The 26,808-nt window shown below is 65.0% G+C and carries 26 protein-coding genes; 18 read left to right on the top strand and 8 right to left on the bottom strand.

The genetic code is table 11. From position 1 onward, the window contains the following. Positions 1-37: 37 nt before the first annotated feature. From R2APBS1_RS13170 to R2APBS1_RS13160, 3 genes are all read left to right on the top strand, one after another. Positions 38-565 carry an alpha/beta family hydrolase gene (locus R2APBS1_RS13170; protein WP_007507799.1) on the top strand — a complete coding sequence of 176 codons (528 nt, stop codon included), beginning with the start codon at positions 38-40 and terminating at the stop codon, positions 563-565. Continuing rightward, on the top strand, positions 562-2,748 hold the full coding sequence (gene rlmKL / locus R2APBS1_RS13165; RefSeq protein ID WP_015448287.1) for a bifunctional 23S rRNA (guanine(2069)-N(7))-methyltransferase RlmK/23S rRNA (guanine(2445)-N(2))-methyltransferase RlmL: 2,187 nt from the start codon (positions 562-564) through the stop codon (positions 2,746-2,748). Before R2APBS1_RS13170 ends, rlmKL begins: the two co-directional genes overlap by 4 nt. 62 nt (positions 2,749-2,810) lie before the next feature. Continuing rightward, positions 2,811-3,236, top strand: coding sequence for a hypothetical protein (locus R2APBS1_RS13160; protein WP_007507858.1), 426 nt, complete (start codon positions 2,811-2,813; stop codon positions 3,234-3,236). A gap of 77 nt (positions 3,237-3,313) precedes the next feature. Here the strand turns inward: R2APBS1_RS13160 and R2APBS1_RS13155 are convergent, their stop codons facing one another. Then, complete coding sequence (locus R2APBS1_RS13155) at positions 3,314-3,754, bottom strand: DUF6491 family protein (RefSeq protein ID WP_007507860.1); 441 nt, start codon at positions 3,752-3,754, stop codon at positions 3,314-3,316. A gap of 225 nt (positions 3,755-3,979) precedes the next feature. On the opposite strand from R2APBS1_RS13155, the gene egtB reads away from it, so the two are divergent. From egtB to R2APBS1_RS20190, 11 genes are all read left to right on the top strand, one after another. After that, positions 3,980-5,230, top strand: a complete 1,251-nt coding sequence (gene egtB, locus R2APBS1_RS13150; protein ID WP_015448286.1) for an ergothioneine biosynthesis protein EgtB — start codon at positions 3,980-3,982, stop codon at positions 5,228-5,230. Beyond that, positions 5,227-6,213: an L-histidine N(alpha)-methyltransferase gene (egtD, locus tag R2APBS1_RS13145; protein WP_015448285.1), complete on the top strand. Its 987-nt coding sequence runs from the start codon at positions 5,227-5,229 to the stop codon at positions 6,211-6,213. The genes egtB and egtD overlap by 4 nt, the downstream gene beginning before the upstream one ends. Positions 6,214-6,425: 212 nt before the next feature. Then, a complete protein-coding gene (locus R2APBS1_RS13140) occupies positions 6,426-12,248 on the top strand; it encodes a Rhs family protein (RefSeq protein WP_015448284.1) in 5,823 nt (1,940 codons plus the stop codon). Between the two features lie 68 nt (positions 12,249-12,316). Continuing rightward, on the top strand, positions 12,317-13,300 hold the full coding sequence (locus R2APBS1_RS19750; protein ID WP_167540069.1) for an RHS repeat-associated core domain-containing protein: 984 nt from the start codon (positions 12,317-12,319) through the stop codon (positions 13,298-13,300). Next, positions 13,300-13,746 carry a DUF4279 domain-containing protein gene (locus R2APBS1_RS19745; RefSeq protein ID WP_015448282.1) on the top strand — a complete coding sequence of 149 codons (447 nt, stop codon included), beginning with the start codon at positions 13,300-13,302 and terminating at the stop codon, positions 13,744-13,746. Before R2APBS1_RS19750 ends, R2APBS1_RS19745 begins: the two co-directional genes overlap by 1 nt. 63 nt (positions 13,747-13,809) lie before the next feature. Beyond that, positions 13,810-14,133, top strand: a complete 324-nt coding sequence (locus R2APBS1_RS13135; protein WP_041676780.1) for a hypothetical protein — start codon at positions 13,810-13,812, stop codon at positions 14,131-14,133. Between the two features lie 68 nt (positions 14,134-14,201). After that, positions 14,202-15,113: an RHS repeat-associated core domain-containing protein gene (locus R2APBS1_RS19380; protein ID WP_015448280.1), complete on the top strand. Its 912-nt coding sequence runs from the start codon at positions 14,202-14,204 to the stop codon at positions 15,111-15,113. Positions 15,114-15,133: 20 nt separating this feature from the next. Beyond that, positions 15,134-15,460, top strand: a complete 327-nt coding sequence (locus R2APBS1_RS13125; RefSeq protein ID WP_041676779.1) for a hypothetical protein — start codon at positions 15,134-15,136, stop codon at positions 15,458-15,460. Between the two features lie 412 nt (positions 15,461-15,872). Then, complete coding sequence (locus R2APBS1_RS20195; RefSeq protein WP_157769750.1) at positions 15,873-16,019, top strand: hypothetical protein; 147 nt, start codon at positions 15,873-15,875, stop codon at positions 16,017-16,019. A 230-nt stretch (positions 16,020-16,249) separates the two neighbouring features. Then, complete coding sequence (locus R2APBS1_RS19740) at positions 16,250-16,945, top strand: RHS repeat-associated core domain-containing protein (protein ID WP_217154266.1); 696 nt, start codon at positions 16,250-16,252, stop codon at positions 16,943-16,945. Positions 16,946-16,959: 14 nt separating this feature from the next. Beyond that, positions 16,960-17,154 carry a hypothetical protein gene (locus tag R2APBS1_RS20190; RefSeq protein WP_157769749.1) on the top strand — a complete coding sequence of 65 codons (195 nt, stop codon included), beginning with the start codon at positions 16,960-16,962 and terminating at the stop codon, positions 17,152-17,154. A 219-nt stretch (positions 17,155-17,373) separates the two neighbouring features. Here the strand turns inward: R2APBS1_RS20190 and R2APBS1_RS13120 are convergent, their stop codons facing one another. The 3 genes from R2APBS1_RS13120 to R2APBS1_RS13110 form a co-directional block, all read right to left on the bottom strand. Then, entirely contained in the window at positions 17,374-18,879 is a 1,506-nt protein-coding gene (locus R2APBS1_RS13120) for a S10 family peptidase (protein ID WP_015448277.1), read from the bottom strand. An 82-nt stretch (positions 18,880-18,961) separates the two neighbouring features. Continuing rightward, complete coding sequence (locus tag R2APBS1_RS13115; protein WP_015448276.1) at positions 18,962-19,588, bottom strand: NADPH-dependent FMN reductase; 627 nt, start codon at positions 19,586-19,588, stop codon at positions 18,962-18,964. 27 nt (positions 19,589-19,615) lie between these two features. After that, complete coding sequence (locus R2APBS1_RS13110; RefSeq protein WP_007507870.1) at positions 19,616-20,212, bottom strand: LysE family translocator; 597 nt, start codon at positions 20,210-20,212, stop codon at positions 19,616-19,618. A gap of 92 nt (positions 20,213-20,304) precedes the next feature. Here R2APBS1_RS13110 and R2APBS1_RS13105 point away from each other — a divergent pair, with 92 nt between their 5' ends. After that, the gene (locus R2APBS1_RS13105; RefSeq protein ID WP_015448275.1) at positions 20,305-21,210 is read left to right on the top strand and encodes a LysR substrate-binding domain-containing protein; all 906 of its coding nucleotides are present in this window, start codon (positions 20,305-20,307) and stop codon (positions 21,208-21,210) included. Here R2APBS1_RS13105 and trxC read toward each other — a convergent pair whose 3' ends face one another. Beyond that, on the bottom strand, positions 21,211-21,654 hold the full coding sequence (gene trxC, locus R2APBS1_RS13100; RefSeq protein ID WP_007507874.1) for a thioredoxin TrxC: 444 nt from the start codon (positions 21,652-21,654) through the stop codon (positions 21,211-21,213). Positions 21,655-21,738: 84 nt separating this feature from the next. On the opposite strand from trxC, the gene R2APBS1_RS13095 reads away from it, so the two are divergent. Next, positions 21,739-22,215, top strand: a complete 477-nt coding sequence (locus tag R2APBS1_RS13095; protein WP_015448274.1) for a hypothetical protein — start codon at positions 21,739-21,741, stop codon at positions 22,213-22,215. A gap of 13 nt (positions 22,216-22,228) precedes the next feature. On the opposite strand, the gene msrB is transcribed toward R2APBS1_RS13095, so the two are convergent. Both msrB and R2APBS1_RS13085 read right to left on the bottom strand, forming a co-directional pair. Further along, positions 22,229-22,831 carry a peptide-methionine (R)-S-oxide reductase MsrB gene (gene msrB / locus R2APBS1_RS13090; protein WP_015448273.1) on the bottom strand — a complete coding sequence of 201 codons (603 nt, stop codon included), beginning with the start codon at positions 22,829-22,831 and terminating at the stop codon, positions 22,229-22,231. A gap of 102 nt (positions 22,832-22,933) precedes the next feature. Continuing rightward, positions 22,934-24,655, bottom strand: a complete 1,722-nt coding sequence (locus R2APBS1_RS13085; protein ID WP_015448272.1) for a cytochrome c biogenesis protein DipZ — start codon at positions 24,653-24,655, stop codon at positions 22,934-22,936. A 127-nt stretch (positions 24,656-24,782) separates the two neighbouring features. On the opposite strand from R2APBS1_RS13085, the gene R2APBS1_RS13080 reads away from it, so the two are divergent. Beyond that, a complete protein-coding gene (locus R2APBS1_RS13080) occupies positions 24,783-25,448 on the top strand; it encodes an RNA polymerase sigma factor (protein WP_015448271.1) in 666 nt (221 codons plus the stop codon). A gap of 4 nt (positions 25,449-25,452) precedes the next feature. After that, entirely contained in the window at positions 25,453-26,106 is a 654-nt protein-coding gene (locus tag R2APBS1_RS13075; protein ID WP_007507884.1) for an NrsF family protein, read from the top strand. A 2-nt stretch (positions 26,107-26,108) separates the two neighbouring features. Here the strand turns inward: R2APBS1_RS13075 and R2APBS1_RS13070 are convergent, their stop codons facing one another. Next, positions 26,109-26,591, bottom strand: coding sequence for a YajQ family cyclic di-GMP-binding protein (locus R2APBS1_RS13070; RefSeq protein WP_007507886.1), 483 nt, complete (start codon positions 26,589-26,591; stop codon positions 26,109-26,111). Between the last annotated feature and the right edge of the window lie 217 nt (positions 26,592-26,808).

Genomic DNA, 26,808 nt, shown 5'->3' with positions numbered 1-26,808 from the left:
GCGCGCCTTGCTTCCAGCAGTCTCACGGAGACGCGCCATGCGCGGCCAGATCATTCTTTCGCACGGCTCGGACTCCAGTCCGCAGGCCACCAAGGTCAGCGCGCTGGCCGCGCTGGCCGAATCGCTGGGCTGGCGTACGCAGCGGCCGGATTACCGCACCGACGATGCACGCGGTCACGCAGGCTCGGTGGCGCCGCGGGTTGCCCGCCTGCGCGCCACCATCGAGGCGCTGGAGGCGCCGCCGTTGCTGGTCGGTTCCAGCATGGGCGCGTTCGTCTCCGGCCTGGTCTCGCTGGACGTGCCGGTGGCCGGCCTGCTGTTGCTGGCCACGCCCAGCGAGATTCCCGGTTATGCGCGCAAGTTCGACTTGCGCCCGGAGGTGCCCACGCTGCTGATCCACGGCTGGCGCGACGAGGTCTGCCCGCTGGCGGGCGTGCACGCGTTCGCCGCGAAGCGCCGGCTGCCGTTGCTGGTGCTGGATGACGACCATCGGCTGGGTTCCAGCATGGCCATGATCGACGCACAGTTCCGCCACCTGCTCGACCAGCTGGCCGTTGCCGCATGAGCCACTATTTCGCTACCTGCCCGAAGGGCATGGAATACCTGCTGCGTGACGAGCTGGTCGCGCTCGGCGCGCCCGACGTGCGGGAGGCGCTGGCCGGCGCGCATTTTTCCGGCACGCTGGAGACGGCCTACAAGGCCTGCCTGTGGTCGCGCCTGGCCAGCCGCATCCTGCTGCCGCTGGCCGAGTTCGACGCGGCCGACGACGATGCGTTGTATCGCGGCGTGCAGACGATCGACTGGAGCGAGCACCTGGCCGCACACGCCACCTTCGCCGTGGACGCCGGCACCGCGCTGAGCAAGCTGACCCACAGCCAGTTCATCGGCCTGCGCACCAAGGACGCGGTGGTCGACCAGTTCCGTCAGCGCGACGGCTCGCGTCCTGGCATCGACACCGACGAGCCGGACATCCGCATCAACGTCCGCGTGCGTCGCGACCGCGCCACCGTGTCGCTGGATCTGGCCGGCTCGCCGCTGCACCGGCGCGGCTGGCGCGAGGAGCAGGGCGAGGCGCCGCTGAAGGAAAACCTCGCGTGCGCGATGCTGCTGCGCGCGCGCTGGCCGGAGGTATACGCCGCCGGCGGTGCCTTGCTCGACCCGATGTGCGGTTCGGGCACGCTGCTGATCGAAGGCGCGCTGATGGCGGCCGACGTCGCCCCTGGCCTGCGCCGCGAATATTTCGGTTTCCTCGGCTGGCAGCAGCACGACATTGCACTGTGGCGCGGTCTGCTGGACGAAGCGAAGCAGCGCGCCGAAACCGGCCTGCGCGGCCTGCGCAGCGTGTTCTTCGGCAGCGACGCCGACCCGCGCATGGTGCAGACGGCCAAACGCAACGCGCAGGCGGCGGGCGTGGCCGGCTTCTTCACGCTGGATCGGCAGGACGTGGTGCACGCCGTGCCGCCGCCCGGCGTCGACCACGGCCTGGTCATCACCAACCCGCCGTACGGCGAGCGGCTCGGCGATCGTGCCGAGATGCCGAAGCTGTACCGCGCCTTGGGCGACACCCTGCGCCAGCACTTCATCGGCTGGCGCGCCGCCGTGCTGGCCGGTGACGTGGAACTGGGCCGCGCGATGCAGCTGCATGCGGACAAGCGCTACGCGCTGTACAACGGCGCGCTGGAAACGGTGCTGCTGACCTTCGACCTGAAGCCGCGCGACGAGATACCACGCGAGCTGAAGCCGCTGTCGGCCGGCGCGCAGATGCTGAAGAACCGGCTGGAAAAGAACGTCAGGCACCTGCGCAAGCGGCTGCTGCGCGAGGATATCCACTGCTGGCGCGCCTACGACCAGGACCTGCCCGAGTACGCTGCCGCGATCGACGTCTATGGCGATGTGCACGGCGACGACCACCTGCACATCCAGGAATACCGCGCACCGGCCGACATTCCCGCCGACGTGGCGCGGCTGCGCCTGCGCGAGATCGCCCGGGTCGCCGGCGAGGTGCTCGGCGTGCCGCGCGAGCGCATCGCGATCAAGACCCGCGAGCGCGGCAAGGGCGGCTCCAAGTACGGCCAGCTCGACCAGCGCGGCGAGTTCATCGAGGTGGAGGAGGGCGGCCTGAAGTTCCTGGTCAACCTTACCGACTATCTCGACACTGGCCTGTTCCTCGACCATCGGTTGGTGCGCGCGAAAGTGCGCGAGCTGGCCGAGGGCCGCTGCTTCCTCAATCTGTTCTCCTACACCGCCACCGCCAGCGTGTACGCCGCCGCCGGCGGCGCGCTGGAAACCACCAGCGTGGACTTGTCGGCGACTTATCTGGAATGGGCCTCGCGCAATCTCGCGCTGAACGGCTTCAGCGGCGTGCGCCACCGGCTGATGCAGTTCGACGCGCTGGAGTTCCTGCAGCGCGACCGCGGCCACTACGGCCTGATCTTCGTCGACCCGCCGACGTTCTCCAACTCCAAGCGCGCCGACGATTTCGACGTGCAGCGCGACCACGTGGCGCTGCTGGAAGCCTGCAACGGGCGGCTGACCCGCGACGGCGTGATCGTGTTTTCCAACAATTTCCGCCGCTTCAAGCTGGATCGCGAAGCGCTGGAAGCGCACTTCGACATCGAGGACTGGAGCGCCCCCAGCATCCCGTTCGACTTCGCCCGCCGCGCCGACATCCATGGCTGCTGGCTGCTGCGCAGGCGCCAGGCTGTGACGGGGGTCAATCCCTGGGATACGGCGCACATTAAAAAATGAACCCTTCAGTGCATATTAAGCGTGATCGGACGAGCATCCATCCCGTACAACGGAGAACGATCATGACCAAACGCTTCGGTAATGCAGGCAAGCTGGCAGTCATCGGTTTGGCGGTCGCGGCAGCTGTGGCCATGCCGTTGAGCGCGTCGGCGCACGATCACGGTGATCGTGGTTGGCATGGCGGCGGGTGGCACGGCGGTCACCACGATTACGACGGCGGTTATTACCGCCACGGCGGCTACTGGAGCGGCGGCCGCTGGATCGCCGGCGCCATCGTCACCGGTGCCGTGGCCGGCCTGGTCAGCGACGCGCTGCGCCCGGCACCGGTGTATTACGAGGCACCGGTGGTGTACGGCCCGCCGCGCACGGTGATCTACGAGGATGCCCCGGTCGTGCGTCGCCGCGTGGTCGAAACCCGCACCGTGGTGTATGGCGACCCGTACCAGACACGGTATATCCGCGAAGATGGTGACGATGACGACGACTGAGCAATGCGTGGGATCATTGCATTGCGCAACGAAGAGCCCGGCCTGTCCGGGCTCTTCGTGTTTCGGCGGCCGGTGCCTCAGTGCGCCGGCAGGGCCGTCGGCAGCTCGGCGCCGCTGCCGTGCCGGGTGGCGTGCTCGCCGAGCTGCTTGAAGCGGGCCTTGTCGATCCTGCTGACGGACTCGATCGCGCACGGCGGCTGGTAGCGCGAGTGCACCGTTTCACCCACCTCGCCGCAGATGCGGCCCCGGTTGACGATGGCGTTGGACGGGTTGGGCCGGAAGATCAGCCCGGGCGGTGGCGTGCCGAGTCGCGGGCAGTCATTCTGCAGCGTCACCAGGTAATGCTTCGGACCGGTGCGCACGATGGCCGTGCGCGCATCGACGATGTACCACTCGTTGATCTGCGTCGTGTCGATGCACTCGTTTGCGGGCAACGGCGAACGGGCTCGGCCTGGCTCGGCCGCGTGCACGTTGCCGACAGCGAGGACGAACAGCAGGGCGGGAAGAATCGCTTTCATGGGCGTTACCTCGTCGGTTGCGCGGAGCGGGTATCGTGAACCGGCCGCGGGAGCTGCACGCCGGCTGCGACGGCGGCCGTCGGGGCGGCGCTGCAAAGCATCTGCCATCTTCATATCACAATAAGTGAACGGTTGGCGCGGCATGCTGGCGGACATGTTTTTGAACTGTCTGCATCGCGAAACGCTCCGTACCGAGGCCGCCGTGCGGATGCCGGGAGGGCGCCGGTGACGACCTGGCAATCGTCCGCGCCGGCCGGCATCGCGGCGCGATTCCGCCAGGTACGCCAGTGTACGCTGGCGCTGTGCGCCAGCCTCAGCGCCGAGGATCTGCAACTGCAATCGATGCCCGACGCCAGCCCGGGCAAGTGGCACCTGGCGCACACCAGCTGGTTCTTCGAGCAGTTCGTGCTGGGCCGTGACCCGGCCTACCGGCCGCGTGATCCGGCCTGGCACTACCTGTTCAACTCCTACTACCAGTCGGTCGGGCCGATGCATGCGCGGCCGCAGCGTGGTCTGCTGTCGCGCCCGTCGCTGGACGAGGTGCTCGATTACCGCCGCCATGTCGACGACGCGGTGGGCGAGCTGCTGGAACGCAGCGACGACGCGGAACTGCCCGGACTGGTCGAGCTGGGCCTGCAGCACGAACAGCAGCACCAGGAGTTGCTGCTGACCGACATCAAGCACGCGTTCTGGTGCAATCCGCTGCAGCCGGCCTATCGCGCACCGATTGCCGCGTCGGCAGATGCGAAAGTCGTGCCGCTGCGCTTCGTCGATGGCCGCGAGGGCATCGTCGAGATCGGCCACCGCGGCGAGGGCTTCGCGTTCGACCACGAGACCCCGCGCCATCGCGCCCTGCTGCAGCCGCACGCGCTGGCCAACCGGCTGGTGACCAACGCCGAATACCTGGCCTTCGTGCGTGAAGGCGGCTATCGCGAACCCGGGTTGTGGCTGTCCGACGGCTGGGCCACGCTGCAGCGCGAGGGCTGGCAGCATCCGCTCTACTGGCAGGACGACCTGGCCAGCGAGTTCACCCTGGCCGGCGCGCGCGCGCTCGACCCGCACGAGCCGGTCTGCCACCTCAGCTATTTCGAGGCCGACGCGTTCGCGCGCTGGGCCGGCGCGCGGCTGCCCACCGAGGCCGAGTGGGAGTCGGTGGCGCAGGGCGTCGCGATCGACGGCAACCTGCAGGACGCGCAGCGCTTCCAGCCGCGTGCGGCAAGTGGCGATGCCGGCCTGCTGCAGCTGTACGGCGACGTGTGGGAGTGGACCGCCTCGCCCTACGTCAGCTACCCGGGTTTCCGCCCGCTGCCCGGTTCGCTGGGCGAGTACAACGGCAAATTCATGTGCGGCCAGTGGGTGTTGCGCGGCGGTTCCTGCGCCACGCCGCGCGATCATGTCCGCGCCACCTACCGCAATTTCTTTCCACCCCAGGCCCGTTGGCAATTCGCCGGGCTGCGACTGGGACAGGACCGATGAGCAGTGTGCAACCCTTTGGCCTCAGTGACGACGAGCGTCGCCCGCCGTCGAGCGATCTCCTTGAAGTTGTCCAGCGCGGCCTCGGCGCCCGCCCCAAGCGGCTGCCGTCGTGGCTGTTCTATGACGAACGCGGCTCGGCGCTGTTCGAGCGCATCTGCGAGCAACCGGAGTACTACCTCACGCGCTGCGAGATCGCGCTGATGGACGAGCACGCCGCCGACATTGCCGGCGTGCTCGGCAGCGGCGTGCGGCTGGTCGAATACGGCAGCGGCAATGCGCACAAGACCCGCATGCTGCTGCAACATCTGCACGAGCCAGTGGCCTACGTGCCGGTGGAAATTTCGCCCGAGCCGCTCAGGCGCAGCGTCGAGCGGCTGGCCGCGGCGTTTCCGCAGCTGCCGCTGCAGCCGCTGTGCGCGGATTTCAGCAAGCCGCTGCGACTGCCGATCCCGCCGCGTGCGCCGCGGCGCACCGTGCTGTATTTCCCTGGCTCCACCATCGGCAATTTCGACAACCGCGAGGCGGCCGTGCTGCTGCGCAAGATGCGCAACGAGATGGGCGACGCCGGCGGCATCCTGATCGGCGCGGACCTGAAGAAGGATCCAGCGCTGATCGAGGCGGCCTACAACGACCGCGCCGGCGTCACTGCCGAGTTCACCCTGAACATGCTGGCGCGGCTCAACCGCGAGATCGGCAGCAACTTCGAGCTGTCGGCGTTCGCCCACCGCGCGCACTACAACCCGATGGCCGGGCGCATCGAGACGCACATCGTCAGCCGCCGCGAGCAGCAGGTCAAAGTCGGCCGGGTCAACGTGCCGTTCCGCGCCGACGAGGCGATCCAGGTCGAGTACAGCTGCAAGTATTCGCCGGAGGACTTCGCCACGCTGGCCGCCCGTGCCGGACTGGCCGTGCAGCGCGTGTGGACCGACCCGCAACGGATGTTCAGCGTGCAATACCTGGTGCGCGCCGGCATGGCGCGCTAAATCCTGCGCTTTCAAGGACGTGTAAGACCGGGCTATCCGCAATTGAATGCGCTGTCGCCTTCACTTGGGCTGGACGGTGATGCAGAAATCCGCAAGAACTTGCTTGTTGACAAACGCATGCTTTTGGGTTAAGCATCAACGCCGCGTCAAATTCAAGACGCTAAGTCGGGAAGTCATTTCTCGACAGCCTAATTTCAGGGGAAGCACAGGCTATGCGCACAGGGATCGTGTTCGGTCTTTTCTTGGCGGTCGTCTCTTCGGCTGCCCACGCTCAGTACAACGGAGTCGATCCCTACGAGGAGTTTGGCAAGCGCCTCAACGCGGCCCAGCAAGTCACTCCTCTCACGTCGACGCTGTTTGGCGATAACGTCAGTCTCTATAACGGCGCGACCGAGTTCGGCGTGACGGACGTAGATATTCCCGGCAACAACGTGCTGCCGGTGCAATTGCGGCGCAGGCTGGTGATTGAGGATCGTCGCGCCGATCCCGGCAGCTCTTTGGCGGGGTTCGGCGACTGGGATATCGACATACCTTACATCGTGGCGACGGTCATCACGCAGAACGGCTGGCAGTTGAATCAGAGTTCCGGCTACAGCTACAACCGTTGTAGCGACAATGTTGATTGGCCCAATATGGAGGTATTCATCCCCATCACGAGTTCGGTGGGTGATGCGCCTTATGGGCAAGTGTGGGGCGGCAACAGGATGCATGTCCCGGGCGGCGGGGATCAGGAGCTGTTGGCCAATACGCAAGCCGCGTCGCCTGCGTACGCGTTGAGGCAAACTTATCCTTGGGTGACCAGTGGCAACTACCGGGTCAGTTGCATGGCGACTGCCCAGAACGGCCTTGCTGGCGAAGCCTTCGTGGCGACCTCGCCATCGGGTGTTCGCTATACCTTCGACTGGGCAGTCACGCGCCAGGCACCGCTACTCGCCTGGCAATATTCGACAACGGCCAAGCCGTTTGCTGTCGGGCGCACCAACGTCTATCTGCTGGTCACGCGTGCCCAGGACCGTTTCGGCAACTGGGTCAATTACAGCTATACCGGCGATCAGCTGACCCAGATCACATCCAGCGACGGGCGCACAATCACCCTGACATGGTCGGGCAGCACCATTACCTCGGTGACCAGTGCCTTGGGCACTTGGTCATATACCTATGTCACCGGGTCCAACGGCAAACCGCAGCTGAGTGCTGTGACGCGGCCGGACGGCTCGCAATGGACCTATGCCGTCACATCGGGCACATTGGTCACGACCAAGAACGATTGGCCGGATGATGCTCATCCGCCAGCGGGCCACTGCCAGATCGCCCCTCTACAGAATTCTGGATCTTTCGTTTACACGATCGGTGCGCCATCGGGAGCGATCGGTACTTTCGATTTCGAATACGTTCGCCATATTCGTAACTACGTTCCGTTGTCCTGCCCGGGCGACGGCAATCCATATCACAACTATCCGGTCGTCTACGATTTCCTCGACAATTTTTCACTGGTGTCCAAACAGATCAGTGGCCCAGGGTTGGCTACACAAACCTGGACTTATCAGGACGGTGGTCCCAGCGGACCCTACTACTACACTGCGTCTGTGCCATGGAGCTACAACAACAACGCACAGCCCTACATTTCCCCCGACGTCTGTTCAACCTGTTCGTTGTCCAAGACTGTCACGGTTACCAGCCCCGGCGATGTCACCAAGTACATCTTCGGTGTGCAATACGCTCGCAATGAAGGCCAACTGCTCGGTACCGAAGTCGATGATCTTTCCGGCCACGTATCCAGAAGCTCCGCCAACAATTACATCAGCGATGCCGATGCGCTGAGTCAGCCGTTTCCCAACATTGCGGGTCAATCCTTGTTGCCCAACTTCGAGAACCCGATGGGCAATCGGATACGGCCGGTCAAGCAAACAGTACTTACTCAGGACGGTGACACGTACACGGCGCTAACCGAGGCTTTCGATGCCTTCGCGCAGCCGACCAAGACCAAACGCTTCAACAGCATTTCGGGCCAGGCAGCGATCGAAGAGCAGACGGCGTATCTCAATGACCTGCCGCACTGGGTGCTCGGCCTGCCGCAGCAAGTTGACAATCTCACCACCGGTGAAACGGAAAGCAAGAATGTCTACGACCTCACCAACGTTACCCTTTCGCAGCGCTGGCGCTTCGGCCAATTGGTGAAAAGCTACACCTTCGACGCACTGGGCCAGCTGACGAGCTTCACTGATGGTAACAATCACACCACAAGCCTGAGCAACTACAAGCGTGGTGAGCCCCAACTCATCAATTTTCCGGATCTGACCAGCGAAAGCCTGGTCGTGGACGACGCTGGCCGGATCACTAGCGTGACCGATCAGGGAGGCCACACCGCTAGTTACACCTACGACGCGATGGGTAGGATCGCCCGTATTAGCTATCCCGGCGGCGACGAGCAGGCGTGGTATCCAACCACCTTCGCGTACAGCTTCGTTGCCGCTGCCGAGCGGGGCATTGCAGCCAACCACTGGCGGCGCACGGTCATCACCGGCAATGCCAGCGAAGTTACCTACTTCGACGCCATGCTGCGGCCCCTGCTCAGCGATACCTCGATCGTAGGCAGCGCCGGTTCGGACATCACGACGGCGAAGGGCTACGATTGGCGCGGACAGAATATCTTTGCGTCATATCCGGTCAGCGGTGCGCCGGATCTGTCCATCCTCACCACTGGTACGCATCAGACCTACGACGTTCTGGGGCGGCTGACAAAGAGCCAACAGGATTCTGAACTGGGGGTGCTCACCACCGCGACAGCGTACCTGTCTGGCGCCCGCCAGCAAGTGACGGATCCCAAGGGCAACATTACCACCACCAGTTACCAGGTTTTCGATCAACCGACCTACGATGCGGTGACCTTGGTGCAGGCACCCGGCGGTATCACCCAAGCCATCGTCCGCGATCTTTACGGCAACCCGACCTCCATCACCCAGTCGGGCCTCTACAACGGCACCGAGACTGACAGCGTCACCAAGACACTGACCTACGACAGTTATCACCGCTTGTGCCGCACCACCGAGCCGGAAAGCGGCAGCACCGCGCTGGCCTACGACGCAGCCAACAATCTGGCGTGGAGCGCGTCGGGTTTGACCATCATCGGCACCGGATGCGGGGCGGACCAGGTCGCCGCGGCCGCACGGACCACTTTCACCTACGACGGGATGAACCGGCTGCTGACGATCGCGCCCCCCAGCGGCACGCAGAGCACCCAGACCACCTACGACGCGCTCGGCCAAGTGACGAAGGCGGTGTCCGGTACCAGCATCTGGAACGGCACCTACAACTTCCGCGGCATGCTCACCAGTGAGTCGTTGCAGCTGACCGGACAGAACCCCTGGACGATCAGCTACATCCACGATGCCTACGGTCATCTCGCCGCCGTGAACTACCCGGCAGGCACAGGCACCAGCGAGGCGGTAGCGTATGCACCCGATGCGCTGGGTCGGGCCACCAAGGTTGGCAGCTATGCCGGCAGCATCGGCTATTTCCCCAACGGTGCCCTGGCGGAGTTTACCTACGGCAACGGCACCGGCTATGTGGCCGAACAGAACACCCGGCAGTTGCTGAGCAACTTTACCTTCGGCACCACCAGCACGCTCAATCTCAGTGAGGATTTCACCTACGACGTCAACGGCAACATCACCCAGGTGACGGACCTGGCTGGCGGTCCGCGCAGCAAGACGTTTGGTTACGATGCCCTCAATCGCCTGACCAGCGCCACGGCTAACGGCCTGTGGGGGACGGAGTCCTACACCTACGACCCAATCAACAACCTGCGCACCCGGCTGAGTGCAGGGCAGACTTTCAGCTACAACTACGATGCGACGAACAAGCTGACCGACATCTTCAACGGTGCCAGCCCGGTCGATAGTTTCGTGTATGACAACCGGGGCAACGTCATCAACAAGAACGGCGTCAGCCTAGTCTTCGACCAGAAGAACCAGCTCACCCAGATCCCGGGCTACGACAGCTATGCCTATGATGCGTCCGGGCGGCGGGTGAGCAAAACGCCGGCCAGCGACGGGGCCGCCATCTACTACTTCTACGACCACGCCGGTCAGCTGATGTACCAGTGGGAGCCAGGCACCGGCAAAGCCACCAACTTCATCTACTTGGGCAGCAAGCTGATCGCCCGCAATGTGAACTACAACACCCGTGTGATAGGCACGATCGACGGGGTGGTGATCGATGGTAGTGGCAATGCCACGGTGAACGGCTGGGCCTGTTCCACGGGATTGAACCAATCGATTGGTGTAGAAGTGTTCGCCGGTGGCCCATCGGGCGGCGGTGGCACCCGAGTCGCCACCGCTACCGCCAATATAGCCAGTGAGTCGGCCGTGTCCACGGCATGCCAAGCCAGCGGCACGGCATATCGCTTCGCGGTGCCACTGACCACGGCGGTGCGTACTCAGTACACCGGTGCGCCTATCTATATGTATGGCGACTCGCCCGTGGGCAATGGCAACCTTGTACTGAACCAGTCCGGTACATTTTTTATACCCGCGCCGCCAGTGTCGGGAGCACCGACCCTGACCGCGCCAGCGAGCAACACCACCGGTGGCTACGCGGTGGGGTGGAGCGCGGTCACCGGCGCCACCAGCTACACCCTTCAGGAGCAGATCAACGGCGGTAGCTGGACCACCATCCAAAGTAGTGCGGCCACCAGTTGGACGGCAAGCGGCAAGAGCAACGGGACGTACGGGTATCGGGTTCAGGGCTGCAATACAAGTGGCTGCGGGGCATGGAGCAGCACGGCTAACACGACGGTGCTGTTGCCTCCGCCGACACCCGCGAGTATCAGTGTGCCGGCGACCAGCAACGGCAGTGTAACGATCAGTTGGGCAGCCAGCAGCACAGCCACTAGCTACACATTGCAGCAGAGCCTCAATGGCGGCAGCTGGGTCAGTGTCTACAATGGTACAGCTACCAGCACGAGCCACACGCTGACGGTTAGTGGCAGTTATACTTTTCAAGTAAATGCCTGCAACACTAGCGGGTGTAGTGCCTATAGGGTCAGCGGGACAGTGGCAGCGACATTGCCACCCGTCAGCGCGCCCAGTTTGAGTGTCCCGGCCAGCAGCAGCATGGGCAGCTACACGGTGAGCTGGGGCGCGGTCAGCACCGCCATCACGTATACACTGGAAGAGCAGGTCAACGGCGGCAGCTGGACCACGATCCAGGCCACCAGCGCGACCAGCCGGGCGATCAGCGGCAAGGGCAACGGCACCTACGGCTACCACGTGCAGGCCTGCAACGCCGGTGGCTGCGGGCCGTGGAGCGCGATCGGCAACACCGTGGTGCTGCAGCCACCGGCCACGGCGCCTGCCCTAAGCGTGCCGGCCAGCAGTAATACGGGCAGCTACACGGTGAGCTGGGGCGCGGTCAGCACCGCCACCACGTATACGTTGCAGGAGCAGCTCAACGGCGGCAGCTGGACCACGGTCCAGAGCAGTAGCGCCACCAGCCTGGCGATCAGCGGCAAGGGCAGCGGCACCTACGGCTACCACGTGCAGGCCTGCAATGCCGGTGGCTGCGGGCCGTGGAGTGCGACCGGCACAATCGTCGCGGCCGTCCCCATCGCCATCAATGGCAATGCCTATGCGGTGGGCTACCTCATTCCCAGCGGACAGAAGGGGTATTCAACGATCGGATTCAAGATCGTCGGCGGCACCACGTGGCAGGTGTACAGCGCCACACCCGCCGGCAACGTGGTCAAGCTTAGCGGCGCGCTACCCACCGGGGCGGCGACCGTGCAGTACACCTGGACCTATGTGGGGATACCGTCCGGGGATGTCGATGCCGGCGGCACGCTGACGAACAACGCGTCCTCACCGGTGGCGGTCAGTGGCAACCCGGCGGGCTACTACACCACCGGTACTTTCGGCCCGACGTCTGGCTCGCGCGGGCGCACGTACCAGGTACGCGTGGATTTCTACAACGCCGCCGGGAGCAACATCTCCAGCTCGACCGCCACCATGACGGCGGAGACGGAGGGGTCGATATGAGCCTGCCGTCGCGATCGACCGTAGTCGCCGTCAGGCATCATTCGAAAGGACCGCAAGGACGCGTCGCCATGAACCCACTCAAGACCCTGCTGAGCATCGCGGCCCTGTGGCTTTGGCTGGGTGCGATCGCGCATGCCGGCACGGTGACCTACGTGTACTCCGACCCGCAGGGTACGCCGCTGGCCGAAGCCGACGCCAATGGCACCATCACGGCCACGTTCGACTACCGGCCGTACGGCGTGCAGGCGCTGGGCACCGCGCCGAATGGGCCGGGCTACACCGGTCACGTGAACGACCCGGATACCGGGTTGGTGTACATGCAGGCACGGTATTACGATCCGGCGGTAGGGCGGTTTTTGAGCGTGGATCCGGTGGGGCCGAGTGCAGGAGATGTGTTCAAACTCAATCGGTTTGCGTACGCCAATAGTAACCCTATCATGGTTACTGATCCGACAGGGCGTCAAATTTGTAATAGCACTGGAACTTCTCCAGGTTGTTATGATCCGTATCACAGTGTTGGTCACGGACCGTCTGGTTGTTGTGACGTTGCGGCGAATTCCGGGGGGAGTAATTCGAAAGCATCATCAACACCAAGTTCTGCTACAAACCTAGCTGCTGTCACGGTTACTGCTTCTTATTCTTCAGATTTTGCTAGCAGCATTGGGGGTGCAGCGGTGCGCACAGCGGGTTTGACGCTTCTTGGAGTCGAACTATTTATAGTGGATGCCAATGGCTTCCACGACCTGATTTATGGGCATCAGGGGTGCTATGGATCTTTAACATGTGGGGGCAGGGTCGTGGCCTATCCACTCGTGCAATTGGCAAAGCCAATCCCTGGATCAAAGCCAAAGAGTGCTCCTCCCGGGACTATACCGATCGATAAATATCCTGGCCTAAGCAAGGATGATGTTCATACCATAAAAGACGGTGTTGGTGCGGGCCCGCAAGATTGGACTGGGATTGCACCAAATGGTGATGTAATCACGGGAGATCATGAGGGAAATCCGGTAAATAATGGACCTAAAGGCGATTATTTGCCGGGGAGCAATTGATGAATACATTTCGGTTCAAAATCTCATTGCGCTTCTTTGGGTCATCCTTTGACCCTTCTGATTTGAGCACTGAGCTAGGCATAAAGCCTACCCGTATGTGGAAGGCGGGAGAGAGGCGTACGACACCAAAAGGAAGGGAGTTGGAGGGCATCTACGACGAAAGTTACTGCACGTTCAACATCGAACGACATGGTGAAGAAAATCTAAGCGAGACACTTGAACGTGCTTTAGCTTCCTTCGGTCAATATAAAGATATCTTCCATCGAATTTGTATAGAAGGTGGTCGTATCGAATTTTTTATCGGTTGGTTTTCTGTTGGAAATAGTGGAGACACTTTGCCTTATAAGCTGATGAGCAAACTTGCTGAGTTGGAGATTGATTTAGCACTAGACGTCTACGGGTCGAATGAAACTTGCGTCGAAACCGGGACGGAGGAAGTCGAATAGTCGCTCCGATGTGCCGTCCGCTGTCCGATCAGCTTCGCGATCGTCGGCGGCACCACGTGGCAGGTGTATAGCGCAACACCCGCTGGCAACGTGGTCAAGCTCAGCGGTGCGCTACCCAGTGGGGCGGTGACCGTGCAATACACCTGGACTTACGTGGGGGTACCGTCCGGCGATGTCGATGCCGGCGGCACGCTGACGAACGGCGCGTCGACGCCGGTGGCGGTCAGTAGTAACCCGGCGGACTACTACACCACCGGTACTTTCGGCCCGACGTCTGGCTCGCGCGGGCGCACGTACCAGATGCGCGTGGATTTCTACAACGCCGCCGGGAGCAGCATCTCCAGCTCGACCGCCACCATGACGGCGGAGACGGAGGGATCGATATGAGTTCGTCGTCGCGATCGGCCATCGTCGCTGTCAGGCATATCTCGAAGGGACCGCAAGGACGCGCCACCATGAATCCACTCAAGATCCTGCTGAGCATCGCCGCCCTTTGGCTTTCGCTGGGCGCAGCCGCTCATGCCGGCACGGTGACCTACGTGTACTCCGACCCGCAGGGCACGCCGCTGGCCGAAGCCGATGCCAACGGCACCATCACGGCCACGTTCGACTACCAGCCGTACGGCGTGCAGGCATTGGGTACCGCGCCAAACGGGCCGGGCTACACCGGCCATGTGAACGACCCGGATACCGGCTTGGTGTACATGCAGGCGCGCTACTACGATCCAAGTAGAGGAGGCTTCCTCAGCGTCGATCCGGTGGCACCTACGCCGGGCAATCTGTTCAACTTCAATCGGTACGACTACACCAGCAACAACCCGGTCAATCACACCGATCCGGATGGGCGTTGCTCCGACGCTGATGGCTCTTGCGGCAGGATGGTGGCGGCGCAGGGGGCCTATGCCGCCACACACCCGAACGAACCACTGTCGCCTATAGCGAAGGTCGGTTTGGGGGTGATGTTGACAGCTTCGGGTGCGGGTGCTGTGGTCGAGGCGGTCGGCATGGTGAAAACCGCCGTTATGATCGACAAGGTGTTGTCGGATTCGCCTAAGACCGAATTAGTCCAGCGGGGAATGTCGAAAGCAGAGCTCAAGGCAACGCAGGATAGCGGTCTTGTTCGAGGCGGTCGGTCTGGAACGCATTACGCGAGCGATGCGGTCAATTCTTCAGCTGGACGCGCTCAGCAACGATTGGCCCTCCCTACTAAGCCGGAAGTGCGAGTTACTTTGGAAGTTCCCGCCGGGCGTTTTTCAGCGCCGACTCGCGTTGAACCGAACTTCAATATGCCTGGAGGTGGAATGGAACGTACTGCGACTGGAGACGTGCCAGCCACTGTAGTCCGAACAGACACGATGCAGCAGTGAGTCCAATGCGAATTTCAATCATGCTCAGCGATCCGTGGGATCTTGGCGAAGCCTTGAAGTGGCAACCACTCCGAGGCGAACTGTTGCAAATGACGCGCGATGACCACGGAGGGAAAGCGCTTATTGAACTGAACGAAAGCATGAGCTATCGCGATTCCGTGTATCGCTACGTCGTTGCTTCTCCTCGACACAAAGGAAGTGAAATCGCGGAGCTTCAGAACGGCAAGAAGGTGTTTTGTGCGATGACTGGGATATCGGATGAACAAGCGAAGTCCAGCGCCGCGATGGACATAAGCAGTTGGCGGGGTGGAGTGGCTTTCATTGGAGACATTGAGGCGATTACTTGAAGGCTCTATTCGTACATGCGTTTGATGCTGCGCTCCGAGCGGGACGTTTTCTATAAGTTCGGGTCGCGTCTTGTATTGCCGCATGATTCCCGCAATGTCCCCCGCACTGGCGGACGCTAAACGCTCGCTGCGCGACCACCAAGCGCCGGGCGATGGTTCGCCCTTGACTCACCAGCCGGTGGCGTGCCATCCACCGTGGAAAGGTCGCGGTGTCGTGCGGTCATCGTAAGGTTCGGCGGGGAAAGAATCGAGCCCAACGCGTCGCCATGACCACACCAGCGCGGTAAAATGGGACCCGCGATCACGACGACTTGTGGGTTCCTCGCCGCCGTGTATCGCCGCCCTTCGTTTGGGAATAGCCCCCCTCATCACGACCGACCTCCAACACACCGACCTGCTTCGTCGTGCTGCCTTGGAAAACGCGATCGTCTCCGGTGAAATGGAAGGCTTTGTCTACACCCCGGCGATGCGCAATCTGCTGGATCGTTCCAGCCGTGGCTTGGTCAGCGAGGAAGCGTTCGATCGTGCCGTGCGGGAACTGGCGCACTCGACCGAATAGACCGGCTCATCCGTGGCTCACGGATGCTAAAGGGGTGACCTTCTGCTGCGCCCTTGTCGTGGAGTCAACGCGAGCAAAAAGCCCCGGTTTCCTTAACCCTCGACGCTGGCATACACCATACGCACCCTGCTGGGTGTGTAAGTGGTTGATCGTGTTAAGGATGCCGGCGAAGCCTGCCGGCGATTGTATTCGCACGGTATTACGATCCGGCGGTAGGGCGATTTATCAGTGTGGATCCTGTGGGGCCGAGTGCGGGAGATGTGTTCAAACTCAATCGATTTGCGTACGCCAATAGTAATCATATTGTGGTTACTGATCCGACAGGACGTCGAATCTGCAACAGTGCTGGAACTTTACCAGGTTGCTCTGAATTAGATCGATCCATCATGCATCCTGATGGGCCGTGTTGTGCCGTTGCGGCGAATTCTGACGACCGACAGGAGAGTGCCAAACAAAGCGCTGCGCCGACCAGATCTGCAGGACAATGCGATGAGACATGCGACGATATTCGCCTAACCAATGCCACGATTTTAAAAAATCAGGGCAGGGCGCTCAAGCAGGCGGGCCTGTTCACGGCTAAATTTACTGCTCTGAACTTATTGGGCGATGGAATTGGCCGCATTGTTGGCAGGCTGGCTGGCTTTAGCAGGTTTTTGAAATTTGCAAAAAGAGATGCCGGAATCGCCTTCAGAGACGATACGTCACATATTTTCCGAAATGCTCGAGGACATATGGCTGAGGATACTACAGAAAATCGCGCCCTCCTTCAGGGTGCGGTGAAACCGGGTAACTTTATCGGCACTCGCGGCCCAAGTGGCAGCATCAGCGTCTATCGTGAGACGCTGCCCGATGGACGTCAAGTATGGGTGGAGGTACGCAACGGCACCCAGATCACCAACGGCGGCGTCAATGACGTCTCGAAATGATGGAGGCTCCCCCCTTGATTACCGAGCATGAAGCGCTTATAGCCATGCGGTTGTTTCTCGAGCAGTTCTATGCTCGAGCGGGAAATGATATGGAAACTCTCATCGCAGATATTACGATTGAAAGCGACGGCAAGCCGCTGGATCCAGCTGCGTGGGACGATTGGCTTCGTTGTGTCGATGAGGCTAAAAGCCCGCGTCAATTGGGATGAGCACCTCGAATCCCGCCATTTTGCGAACGAACCATGTTTCCACCCAGCTTGCTGCGCGGCAGGTTCGACGCCTCTCGCTTTGAGTGGCAGTCGAGTCGTCCATGGCTCGCGCAAACTGAGTGAAACAAGACTCGGGGACTGCTTGGTGCACGGCAGTGCACTCGCGCTCAGCGCGCGAGCACGAGGTGGTAGTGCGTCCGGTCTCCGGTTGCGGTTGTCTCATTTGACGCCGTACAACGCCTTCACGTCGGCGGTCAGCGCAGCCTGGCTGTCGGGGCGCGCGTAGAACATGTGGCCGCCGGGGTAGTTCTTCACCCGCACGCGGGTCGGGTCGCCCATTGCCGGCATCTGGTCGACGATCAGCACCGAGGCCATGAACGGGCAGGACAGGTCGTCCCAGCCATGGGTGATCAGCACGCGCAGGCCCGGGTCGTTGGCCACCGCCTCGCGCAGCTGCGACACCGAGCCCTTGTTCGCGTCCTTGTCCTCGTGCCACAGCTTGTTCACCTCGTAGCTGAGCGCGTTGTAGCGGCCGTCGTATTTCCAGCCCACGACGCGGGTGACGAAGTCGACCATCGCCGTGGTGGTGGGCGCGATGATGCCGTTGAGGATCGGGTCGCCGCTTTGCTGGTGCGGCGCGTACGGGAACGGGTCCCACGCGGTGACGTTGGAGTCGTAGCGGCTGCCCAGCTTGCCTTCGGCGCGGTATACCTCGCGCAGGTAGGCCTGGGTCTCGATGCGGCCGCCGGAGCGCTTGACGAACAGCGGGTCGAGTCCGGTCAGCTCGGTGACCTTCTTCACCACGCGCTCGGTGGCCTGCGGGTCGGCGCGGCCGCGCATCAGGTCGCTGGCGTATTCGCCGCGGGTGTATTCGATGATCGGCGCCATCGCCGCGGCGCTGAGCTTGTGCTCGCGCTCCAGATGGGCGGCGGCGATCGAGGGTAAGGTGAGCATCCACGGCAGCGGCGACACGTTGCCGTCCTCGAACGCGGCCGGGTCGAGGTACGGCGACAGCAGCACCACGCCGTTCATCGCCACGCCGAGGCGCGTCTGCAGGTACTCGGTGATGCGCGGGCCGCGGAAGCCGCCGTAGCTCTCGCCGACCAGGTACTTGCGCGAGGCCATGCGGCCGTTCTTCACCAGCCAGTCGTAGACGATGCGCGAGAGATACTGGATGTCGCTGTCGGTGCTGTAGAACTGTTTGGTGGCTTCCTTGTCGTCGACCAGCGCGCGGCTGTAGCCGGTGCCCACCGGGTCGATGAACACCAGGTCGGTGAAGCCCAGCCAGGTGCCGGGGTTGTCGTGCAGCGTGGCCGGGTCGGACGGGTTGTCGCCTTCGGCGCCGAAGTTCACCCGTTTCGGCCCGATCGCGCCGAGGTTGAGGTACACCGAGGAGGCGCCCGGGCCGCCGTTCAGCGCGAACGTCACCGGACGGTCCCTGCCGGCCATGGTGTAGGCGGTGAACACCACTTCGCCGGTGGTCTTGCCCTTGTCGTCGCGCACCGGCAGCGAGCCGACGGTGACGGTGTACTTGAGCGTGCGCCCGTCCACCGTAGCCGATTGCGTCACGTGCGCATCGGCCGGCAGCGGCGGCAGCTGGAAGCCGTCGCTGCCGGCCGACTCCGGCGCGGCCGGCTTGTGGGTGTCGACGGCGAAGGCCGGGGCAGCGTTGGCGACGGCCAGCACGAAGGCCGCCAGCAGGACGGATCGCAGGGATTTGTGCACGGTTCCTCCTCGCGGGCGAAAGCGGCCAGCTTAACCGGCGCCGTCGCGGCGGGAGTGTGCGTAAAGGCATGGGTGATCGTGGTCAGCGCCGCGCCGTCACCGCGGGTTCCCGATTGCCGAATGACGGCGCGGTGCGCTCCATCCATCGCTCGAACGCCAGCGTGAAATCCTGCAGCGACTGCGCGATGGCCAGGTCGGTCAGCGCGCCACCCGCGTCGAAGCGGCTGGCCGCATTCGCCACGAACAGGGTCGGGGCGGGCATCACCAGGGCGCCGCAGGTATGCAGCACCTGGCGCAGCGAAGCCTGCGCCAGGCGCGTACCCCACGGCCCGCTGCTGGCGCCGAGCACGGCGACGGGCTTCTCCGGCAGCACGTCACCGGCCGGGCTTTCGCGCGAGAGCCAGTCCAGCGCGTTCTTCAGCACGCCGGGCATGGCGTGGTTGTACTCGGGCGTGGCGATGAGCAGGCCGTCCGCGGCGGCGAGCGCCGCGCGCAGCGCCTGCACACCGGCGGGGCCGGCCGGCTCGCGCCGCTCCAGATCTTCATCGAACAGCGGCACGGCGGACAGCGCATCGTAGACGTCCAGCTGCAGTGTCGCCGGCGCCTGGGCCACAGCCGCCTGCAGCAGGCGGCGGTTCCAGGAATCGCGGCGCAGGCTGCCGGGGAGGCACAGCACGCGGCGGGCAGGAGTCGTATGGAAGACGGTCATCTCGGTATCTCCAGTGAAGCAAGGGGGTCAGGGTTCGATCAGCAACAGGAAGGCGCAGGCGACCAGCAGGGCGCCCATCACGATGTCGACGCCGCGGCGGATCGTGGGGCGCACCAGCCAGCGGGCCAGCCACGCGCCAAGCGCGGCCCACAGCAGCAGGCACAGGGTGGGGATCAGCACGAACAGTCCGGCCAGCGGCAGGTAGTCGCGCAGGCCGGCGGCCGGCACCGCCGCCAGCACGCTCAGCACGATCACCCAGCTTTTCGGGTTGAGGAACTGGAAGCCGATCAGGCCCAGGATGCCGGCCGGCAAGGCTGCCGAGGTCGCGGCGGCGTGCCGTGGCGCGATGCCGGCGGCGCACAGCGATACGCCGAGCCAGGCCAGGTACACGGCGCCGATCACGCCGGTCCAGCGCCGTAGTGGCGGATGTGTGGCGAACGCCGCGCCCGCACCCAGCGCCATCACGGCGAGCAGCAGCAGGCCGCCGCACACGATGCCGGCGATCGCCGGCATCGCGCCGCGCAGGCCGGCCTGCCCTGCCGCGCGCAGCACCACCAGGTTGTTCGGACCGGGCGTGATCGCGGCCACGCAGAGCAGGCCGCACGCGGCGAGCAACGGATCCATGGCATGTCCCTCATCGCTAATGGTCGGATGAAGCACATTCTGGTGGCTGCGGCTGGTCTGTGCCGTGTGGTTTATGGTCTAGAATTGTGACCATGAACGAGCTGCCGCTGAATGCCTTGCGTGCCTTCGCCATGGTCTATGCGCACGGCGGCGTACGCGCCGCCGCGCGCGAGCTGGGCATGGTGCACTCCTCGGTGAGCCGGCATCTGGGCGAGCTGGATCGCTGGCTGGGTGTGCCGCTGCTGCGCACGGCGGCCGGTCGCGGCGCGCTGGTTTTCACGCCGCAGGGCGAGGCGCTGGGTCGTGCCACGCTGGCCGGGCTGCGCGGGATCGAACAGGCGGTGGCGGCGTTGCGCGAGACCCGCCCGGCGCATGCGGTGACCCTGTCCGCCTCGCCGTCGTTCGCGATCCGCTGGCTGCTGCCGCGGTTGCCCGCGCTGGAAAAAGCGCACCCGAAGATCGAACTGTCGGTGCAGGTGGAGCAGCGCCTCGATGCGCTGGACGACGGCCGCATCGACCTGGCGATCCGCATGGGCAAGGGACCGTGGCCGGAACTGCATGCCGAGTCGCTGATGGACGACGCGCTGTATCCGGTGATGAGCCCGGCGCTGTGGCAGGCGTCCGGACGTCCGTCCAGGCCGGCGCAACTGGCTGGCCTGCGCCTGCTGCACGATCGCGACCCGCAGGCAGCGTGGGAGCTTTGGCGACAGGCGCACGGGCCGGCGAAGCTGTCGCTGCAGGGCGGTGCACGCTACACCTCGTCCGACCTGGTGTTGCGCGCGGCGATGCAGGGTCAGGGCGTGGCGCTGGCGCGCTATCGGCTGGCCGCGGACGACGTGGCGAACGGCAGCCTGCTGCGTCCGTTCGGCGAACTCAGCGTGGCGCTGGGGCCGTCGTACTGGATCGTGCGGCCGCCGGCCAGGCCGCGCCCGGCGGTGGCCGCGGTGATCGACTGGCTGCGCTGGCAGGCGGCGGGTACCGGCCAGCCAGCCATGTGATCAGCCGCGCGCCAGCGCGCCTTCGACGAACTGCTGCAGCTGCGCCGCGTTCAGCGCGCCGGACTGCCGCGCGATCTCGCGGCCGTGCTTGAACATGACCAGGGTGGGAATGCTGCGGATGTTGAAGCGTGCGGCCAGTTGCGGCTGCGCCTCGGTGTCCAGCTTGGCCAGCCGCAGGCGCGGTTCGAACCTGCCGGCGGCCTGCACGAACACCGGCGCGAAGCCGACGCACGGGCCACACCATGGCGCCCAGAAATCCACCAGCACCGGCAGGTCGCCGCGGCCGACGATCGCCTCGAAGTTCGCCGCGGTCAATTCCGCCGGGTGTCCCTCGAACAGCGCCTGCTTGCAGCGACCGCAGTTCGGATGCTCGCCGACCCGTTCGGCCGGCACGCGATTCAGCGCACCGCAATGCGGGCAGGGGATGGCCAGTGGTGTACCCATGGCAGACTCCGGTAACGGGTCAGGCGCCAGGCGCCAACGCCGACAAGATGGCGACGACCACCGCCGAACCCAAGCCGAGCCGACATGCTGCGACATCCCGACTCATCCGGTACACGCTGGCCCCGGCGAAGTCTGCTCGCGCTGGGCATGCTGTGGACCGCGCCGAATACCTTGCTGGGCCTGCTGCTGGGTGTGGCCGCCGTGTCCTTCGGCGCGCGCATGCGCTGGCAGCCGCGCGAGCTGGCGCTGGTGGTGCGCCGCTGGCCGTGGGGGCGCGGCGGTGCGCTGACCCTGGGCAACGTGATCGTGCATAGCGGCGAGCGCCTGGACGTGCCGTGCCTCACCTACGCCCATCGCGCCGGGTGCGGCATCGAGCCGCCGGTGTCGCTGGCCGACCACGAACGCGCACACGTCTACCAGTACATGCTGCTCGGCCCGCTGTTCCTGCCGCTGTACCTGCTGTGCGGCGGCATCAGCGCGCGCAATCCGTTCGAGCGCGCGGCCGATCGCTACGCGCGCTCGGGGCGCGGCTGGTGGCCGTGGTCGCGGGAAGGCCGCTGAGCCGCTTGCGCGGTCAGGCTGCTGCGTGCGGCACGAAACGGAGCGCCACCGAGTTCATGCAGTAGCGCAACCCGGTCGGCCGCGGGCCGTCGTCGAAGACGTGGCCGAGGTGGCTGTCGCAGCCGGCGCAGCTGATGGCGGTGCGCTGCATGCCGAACAGATGATCGCTGCGCTCGATCACGTTGCGCGCGGCGATCGGCTGCCAGAAGCTGGGCCAGCCGGTGCCGGAGTCGAACTCGGTGGCGGCGTCGTACAGCGCAGTGGCGCAAGCCACGCAGCGGAACAGGCCGGGCACGGCAGGCCGCTCGTGCTCGCCGCTGAACGCGCGCTCGGTGTCTTCGTGGCGCATCACCTCGTACGCCGCCGGCGACAGCCGCTGCCGCCATTGCGCGTCGCTCAGCACCAGCTTCGCCACCTTGCGCGCGCCGAGGTCGTGGCCGGCGTCGTCGAAGATTTCCAGCAACACCTCGCCCGGCGCGCCGACCGGCGCATTCGCCGCCGCATGCAGGCGCGGCAGCAGCAGGCCGCCGCCGACGGCCAACAGTGCACCGCCGCCGAGCGCGGCACGCAGGAAGCGGCGGCGATCCATCGCGAGAGTTTCATCGAGACGTGGCATGACAACCTCCGTGGATGTTCTTTTGTGTAGGAGCCCGCTTGCGGGCGATGCTTTTCCGCGAGCGCAGAGGCATCGCCCGCAAGCGGGCTCCTACGTGTCGCTTCAGCCGAACGTGAAGGCGTAGGCCTGCACGCCCGGGTCCAGGAACTCGATCTCGAACAGCCGCTCACCGCTGCCGTGGGCCTGGCGTACCAGCTGATACAGCCGCTGACTGGTGATCGTGCCGTGGCCGTCGGCGTCGGTGTCCATGCCGTGATCGGCGCCGGGCGGCTTGCCGTCGATGCTCACGCGGTAGCGGATCGGCTTGCCGTCCGCCGCTGGGCCGAGCACCAGGTGCAGGTCGCGGCCGCGGAAGCGATAGACGATGCGGCCGCCGGCCCGCTCCAGTTGCGCGTTTTCATCGCGTACGGTCCAGCGCCCGTCGAGCGACCACTGGTCCACGGCGAGCGAGGCGGGTGCGTGATAGTCGTGCGCCTCGTCACGCGCCACCCGGCCGCCGACGAAGTTCATTGCGCGGGCGTAGCCGACGTAGGTTTCCGGCGAGCGGGTGGGGTCATCCGAGGCGGCCGCCTCGACGCCGCGGTGGTCGTCGCTGACGTAGCCGCCGGGCAGGTTCTTCTGGCCGGCGTCGGCCAGCAACTGGCGGATCACGTCCTCGCTTTCCCGGTACTCGCCTTCGCCGAAATGGTGATGGCGGATCTGCCCCTGTGCGTCGATGAAGTAGTGCGCCGGCCAGTACTCGTTGTCGAAGCCTTTCCAGATCGCGTAGTCGTTGTCCAGCGCGACCGGGTAGTCGACGCCCAGGTCCTTCACGGCCTTGGTCACGTTGGCCGGATCCTTCTCGAACGCGAACTCCGGCGCATGCACGCCGATCACCACCAGGCCGTGGTCCTTGTACTTGTCGGCCCAGCCACGCACGTACGGCAGCGCGCGGATGCAGTTGATGCAGGAGTACGTCCAGAAATCGACCAGCACCACCTTGCCGCGCAGCGCTTCGGTGGTCAGCGGCGGACTGTTCAGCCATTGCGTGGCACCGGCCAGCGACGGCAGCGTGCCTTCCACCGGCAACGGCTCGCCGGCCTTCAGCACCGGCTGCGGCGCCGGCGCCGGGCGCACGGCGTTGATCAGCTTCTGCTCGATGCCGCCGGTGCTGGCCAGCGAGACGCGGGTGAGCAGGCCGGTATCCAGGCCCAGCGCGATCGCCGCCACGCCGCACAGCACCAGCACGCCGAGCGCGCGGCGCACCCACTCGCCGGCGCCGAGCGAGCGCTTCATCAGCGCGAACACCTTGCCGCCGATCAGCAGCGCGAGGCCCAGTGACGTGGCCGCGCCGGCGGCGTAGGTGAGCAGCAGCAAGGTGGTATGCACGCTGGCGCCGTTCAGCGCCGCACCGGTCAGCAGCAGGCCCAGGATCGGTCCCGCGCACGGCGCCCACAGCAGGCCGGTGGCGACGCCGAGGCCGGCCGCGGCCCAGACCGAATCGCCATCGCCGGCCGAGCGCTGCGACAGCCGGTTGCCCAGCGCCACGAACGGGCGCGTGATCCATTCGGCCAGCCGGGTCGACAACAGGGTCAGGCCGAGGAAGGCCAGCACCAGCATCGCCACGTAGCGGCCGTACTGGTTCGCGTGCACCGCCCAGCCGCCGCCGAGCGCAGCCAGCGTGGCCACGGCGGCGAAGGTGATCGCCATGCCCAGCAGCATCGGCAAGCCATTGCGCATGAACGGCCGGTCGGAGCGGGCGAACACGAACGGCAACACCGGCAGGATGCACGGGCTGAGGATGGTCAGTACGCCGCCGAGATAGGCGAGGATCAACACGAGCATGGGGGGCATCCGTGGAAGGTTGTCTGATTATTCGCCGCTGCCCTGGCGAGGGTTACACGCCGGCACGAAGTAACGTTGGCGCCGACGGCAGCGAATACCTGTCAGGCGTTCCGCCGCGGAGCGAAGCATGTCGCAAGCCTTGACCGCCACCGGCTTCATGGGTCTAGATAGCGTACTTTCCCTGCGAACGAGTCCCGCCCCGACCGTGCCAGCCGATGTGGCCACCGCGAATGACGGCGAGTCGCCCAGCCAGCGCCGGGCGGCGTGGATGGTTGCGGCACAGGCCGGCGACCGACGCGCCTACGAGAGGCTGCTGGCCGATTCGGTGGCGCTGATCCGCGCCACCGCGCGGCGCCAGGGCGTGGCGCAGGATCAGCTGGACGACGTGGTGCAGGAGGCCCTGATCACCGTGCACCGCGTGCGCCACACCTACGACCCGACCCGTTCGTACGATGCGTGGCTGACCGCGATCGCCAGTCGCCGCGCGATCGACGCGTTGCGCCGCCGCGGTCGTCGCGACAGCCGCGAACTGCGCGACGATGTCGCGCTCGACCAGCATCCGGATGCCGACGACGCCAGCGCCGCCACCGAGGGCGAACAGCGCGCGCAGCGCCTGCACGAGGCGATCGCCGAATTGCCGCCGGGCCAGCGCGAGGCGGTGGAACAGCTGGGCCTGCGCGAGCGTTCGCTCAGCGAGGCGGCCGAGTTGACCGGGCGCAACACCGGCGCGCTGAAAGTGAACCTGCACCGCGCGCTGAAGGCACTGCGCGAACGTTTCCATGGAGAACCCTGACGTGATGTCCGACCCGCAATCCCATGAGGCGCTGATCGACCGCCTTGGCACCGAGCTGGTGCCGGTGCGGCGTCTGCTGCCGCCATGGCTGCGCACCGCCGGCTGGCTGCTGGTGGTGGTGGCGCTCGCGGTCGGGTTGCTGATGCATTACGGCGCGGGCCCGATGCTGCGGCGCTGGGATGCCACGCCGGACCTGGCCTGGGCCGGCATCGGCGCGGCGATCACCGCGATCTGCGCGGCGTGGGCCGCGTTCGCGCTGGGCGTGCCAGGGCGCCGTGCGGCGTGGGCGTGGCTGCCGCTGCCCGGAGCGCTGCTGTGGATCGGTGCCAGCGGCCTCGGCTGCCTGCGCGAATGGATCGCGCCGGGCACCGAGATCGCCGGCATGCATCAGTCCGCCGATTGCCTGATTTTCATCATCGGCTTCTCGGTGCCGCTGTCCGCCTTGCTGATCGTGCTGCTGCGCCGCGCGTGTCCGTTGCGGCCGGTGCTCACCGCGGTGCTGATCGGCCTAGCCAGCGCGGCAGCCTCGGCCAGCCTGCTGGAGATCTGCCACGCGTTCGACTCCGCCGCCACCGATCTGCTGACCCACGCGTTGGCGGTGATCGTGGTGGTGGCGGTCAATGCCGCGATGGGCGGCCGGCTGCTGTCGAGGGCCTGAACTCAGTCGCGGAAGTTGTCGAACTGCAGCGGCAGCTCGACCTCGGACTTGCGCAGCACCGCCATCGCCGCCTGCAGGTCGTCGCGCTTCTTGCCGCTGATGCGCAGCTTGTCGCCGTTGATCTGCGCCTCGACCTTGAGCTTGGCCGCCTTGAGTTCGGCGACCAGCTTCTTCGCCACCGGCTGCTCGATGCCCTGCTTCACGGTGATCTTCTGCCGCGAGCCGCCCAGGTTGGTTTCCGGGTCGCCGACGTCGAGCGCGCGGATGTCGATCTTCCGCGCGGTCAGCCGGCCGCGCAGGATGTCCAGCATCTGCTGCAACTGGAACTCGCTGGGCGCGTTCTGGGTGATCACGCCGTCGTCCAGCACGTACTGCGCGTCCACGCCCTTGAAGTCGAAGCGGGTGGTCAGTTCGCGGTTGGCCTGGTCGATCGCATTGGTCAGTTCGTGCTTGTCGACTTCGGAGATCACGTCAAAGGAAGGCATGGCGGCGGCTCGCTGGAAACAGGAGCAAAGTGTAAGCCATGCGGCTGGGCGATAATGCGCGACTTTCCTTCTCGTCATTCCGGCGCAAGCCGGAATCCAGCGCCTCATAGTTGGCAAAGGCACTGGATCCCGGCTTGCGCCGGGATGACGAGCCAAAGCACAACGGTGCAACCATGGTTAGTTCTTGAAAACCGACGTGTTGATCATCGGCGCCGGC

The organism is Rhodanobacter denitrificans (assembly GCF_000230695.2).
In the GTDB taxonomy this organism is placed as follows: Bacteria; Pseudomonadota; Gammaproteobacteria; order Xanthomonadales; family Rhodanobacteraceae; genus Rhodanobacter; species Rhodanobacter denitrificans.
Note: the sequence above shows the minus strand (reverse complement) of the source record. Positions and strands in the feature narration are given on the sequence as shown.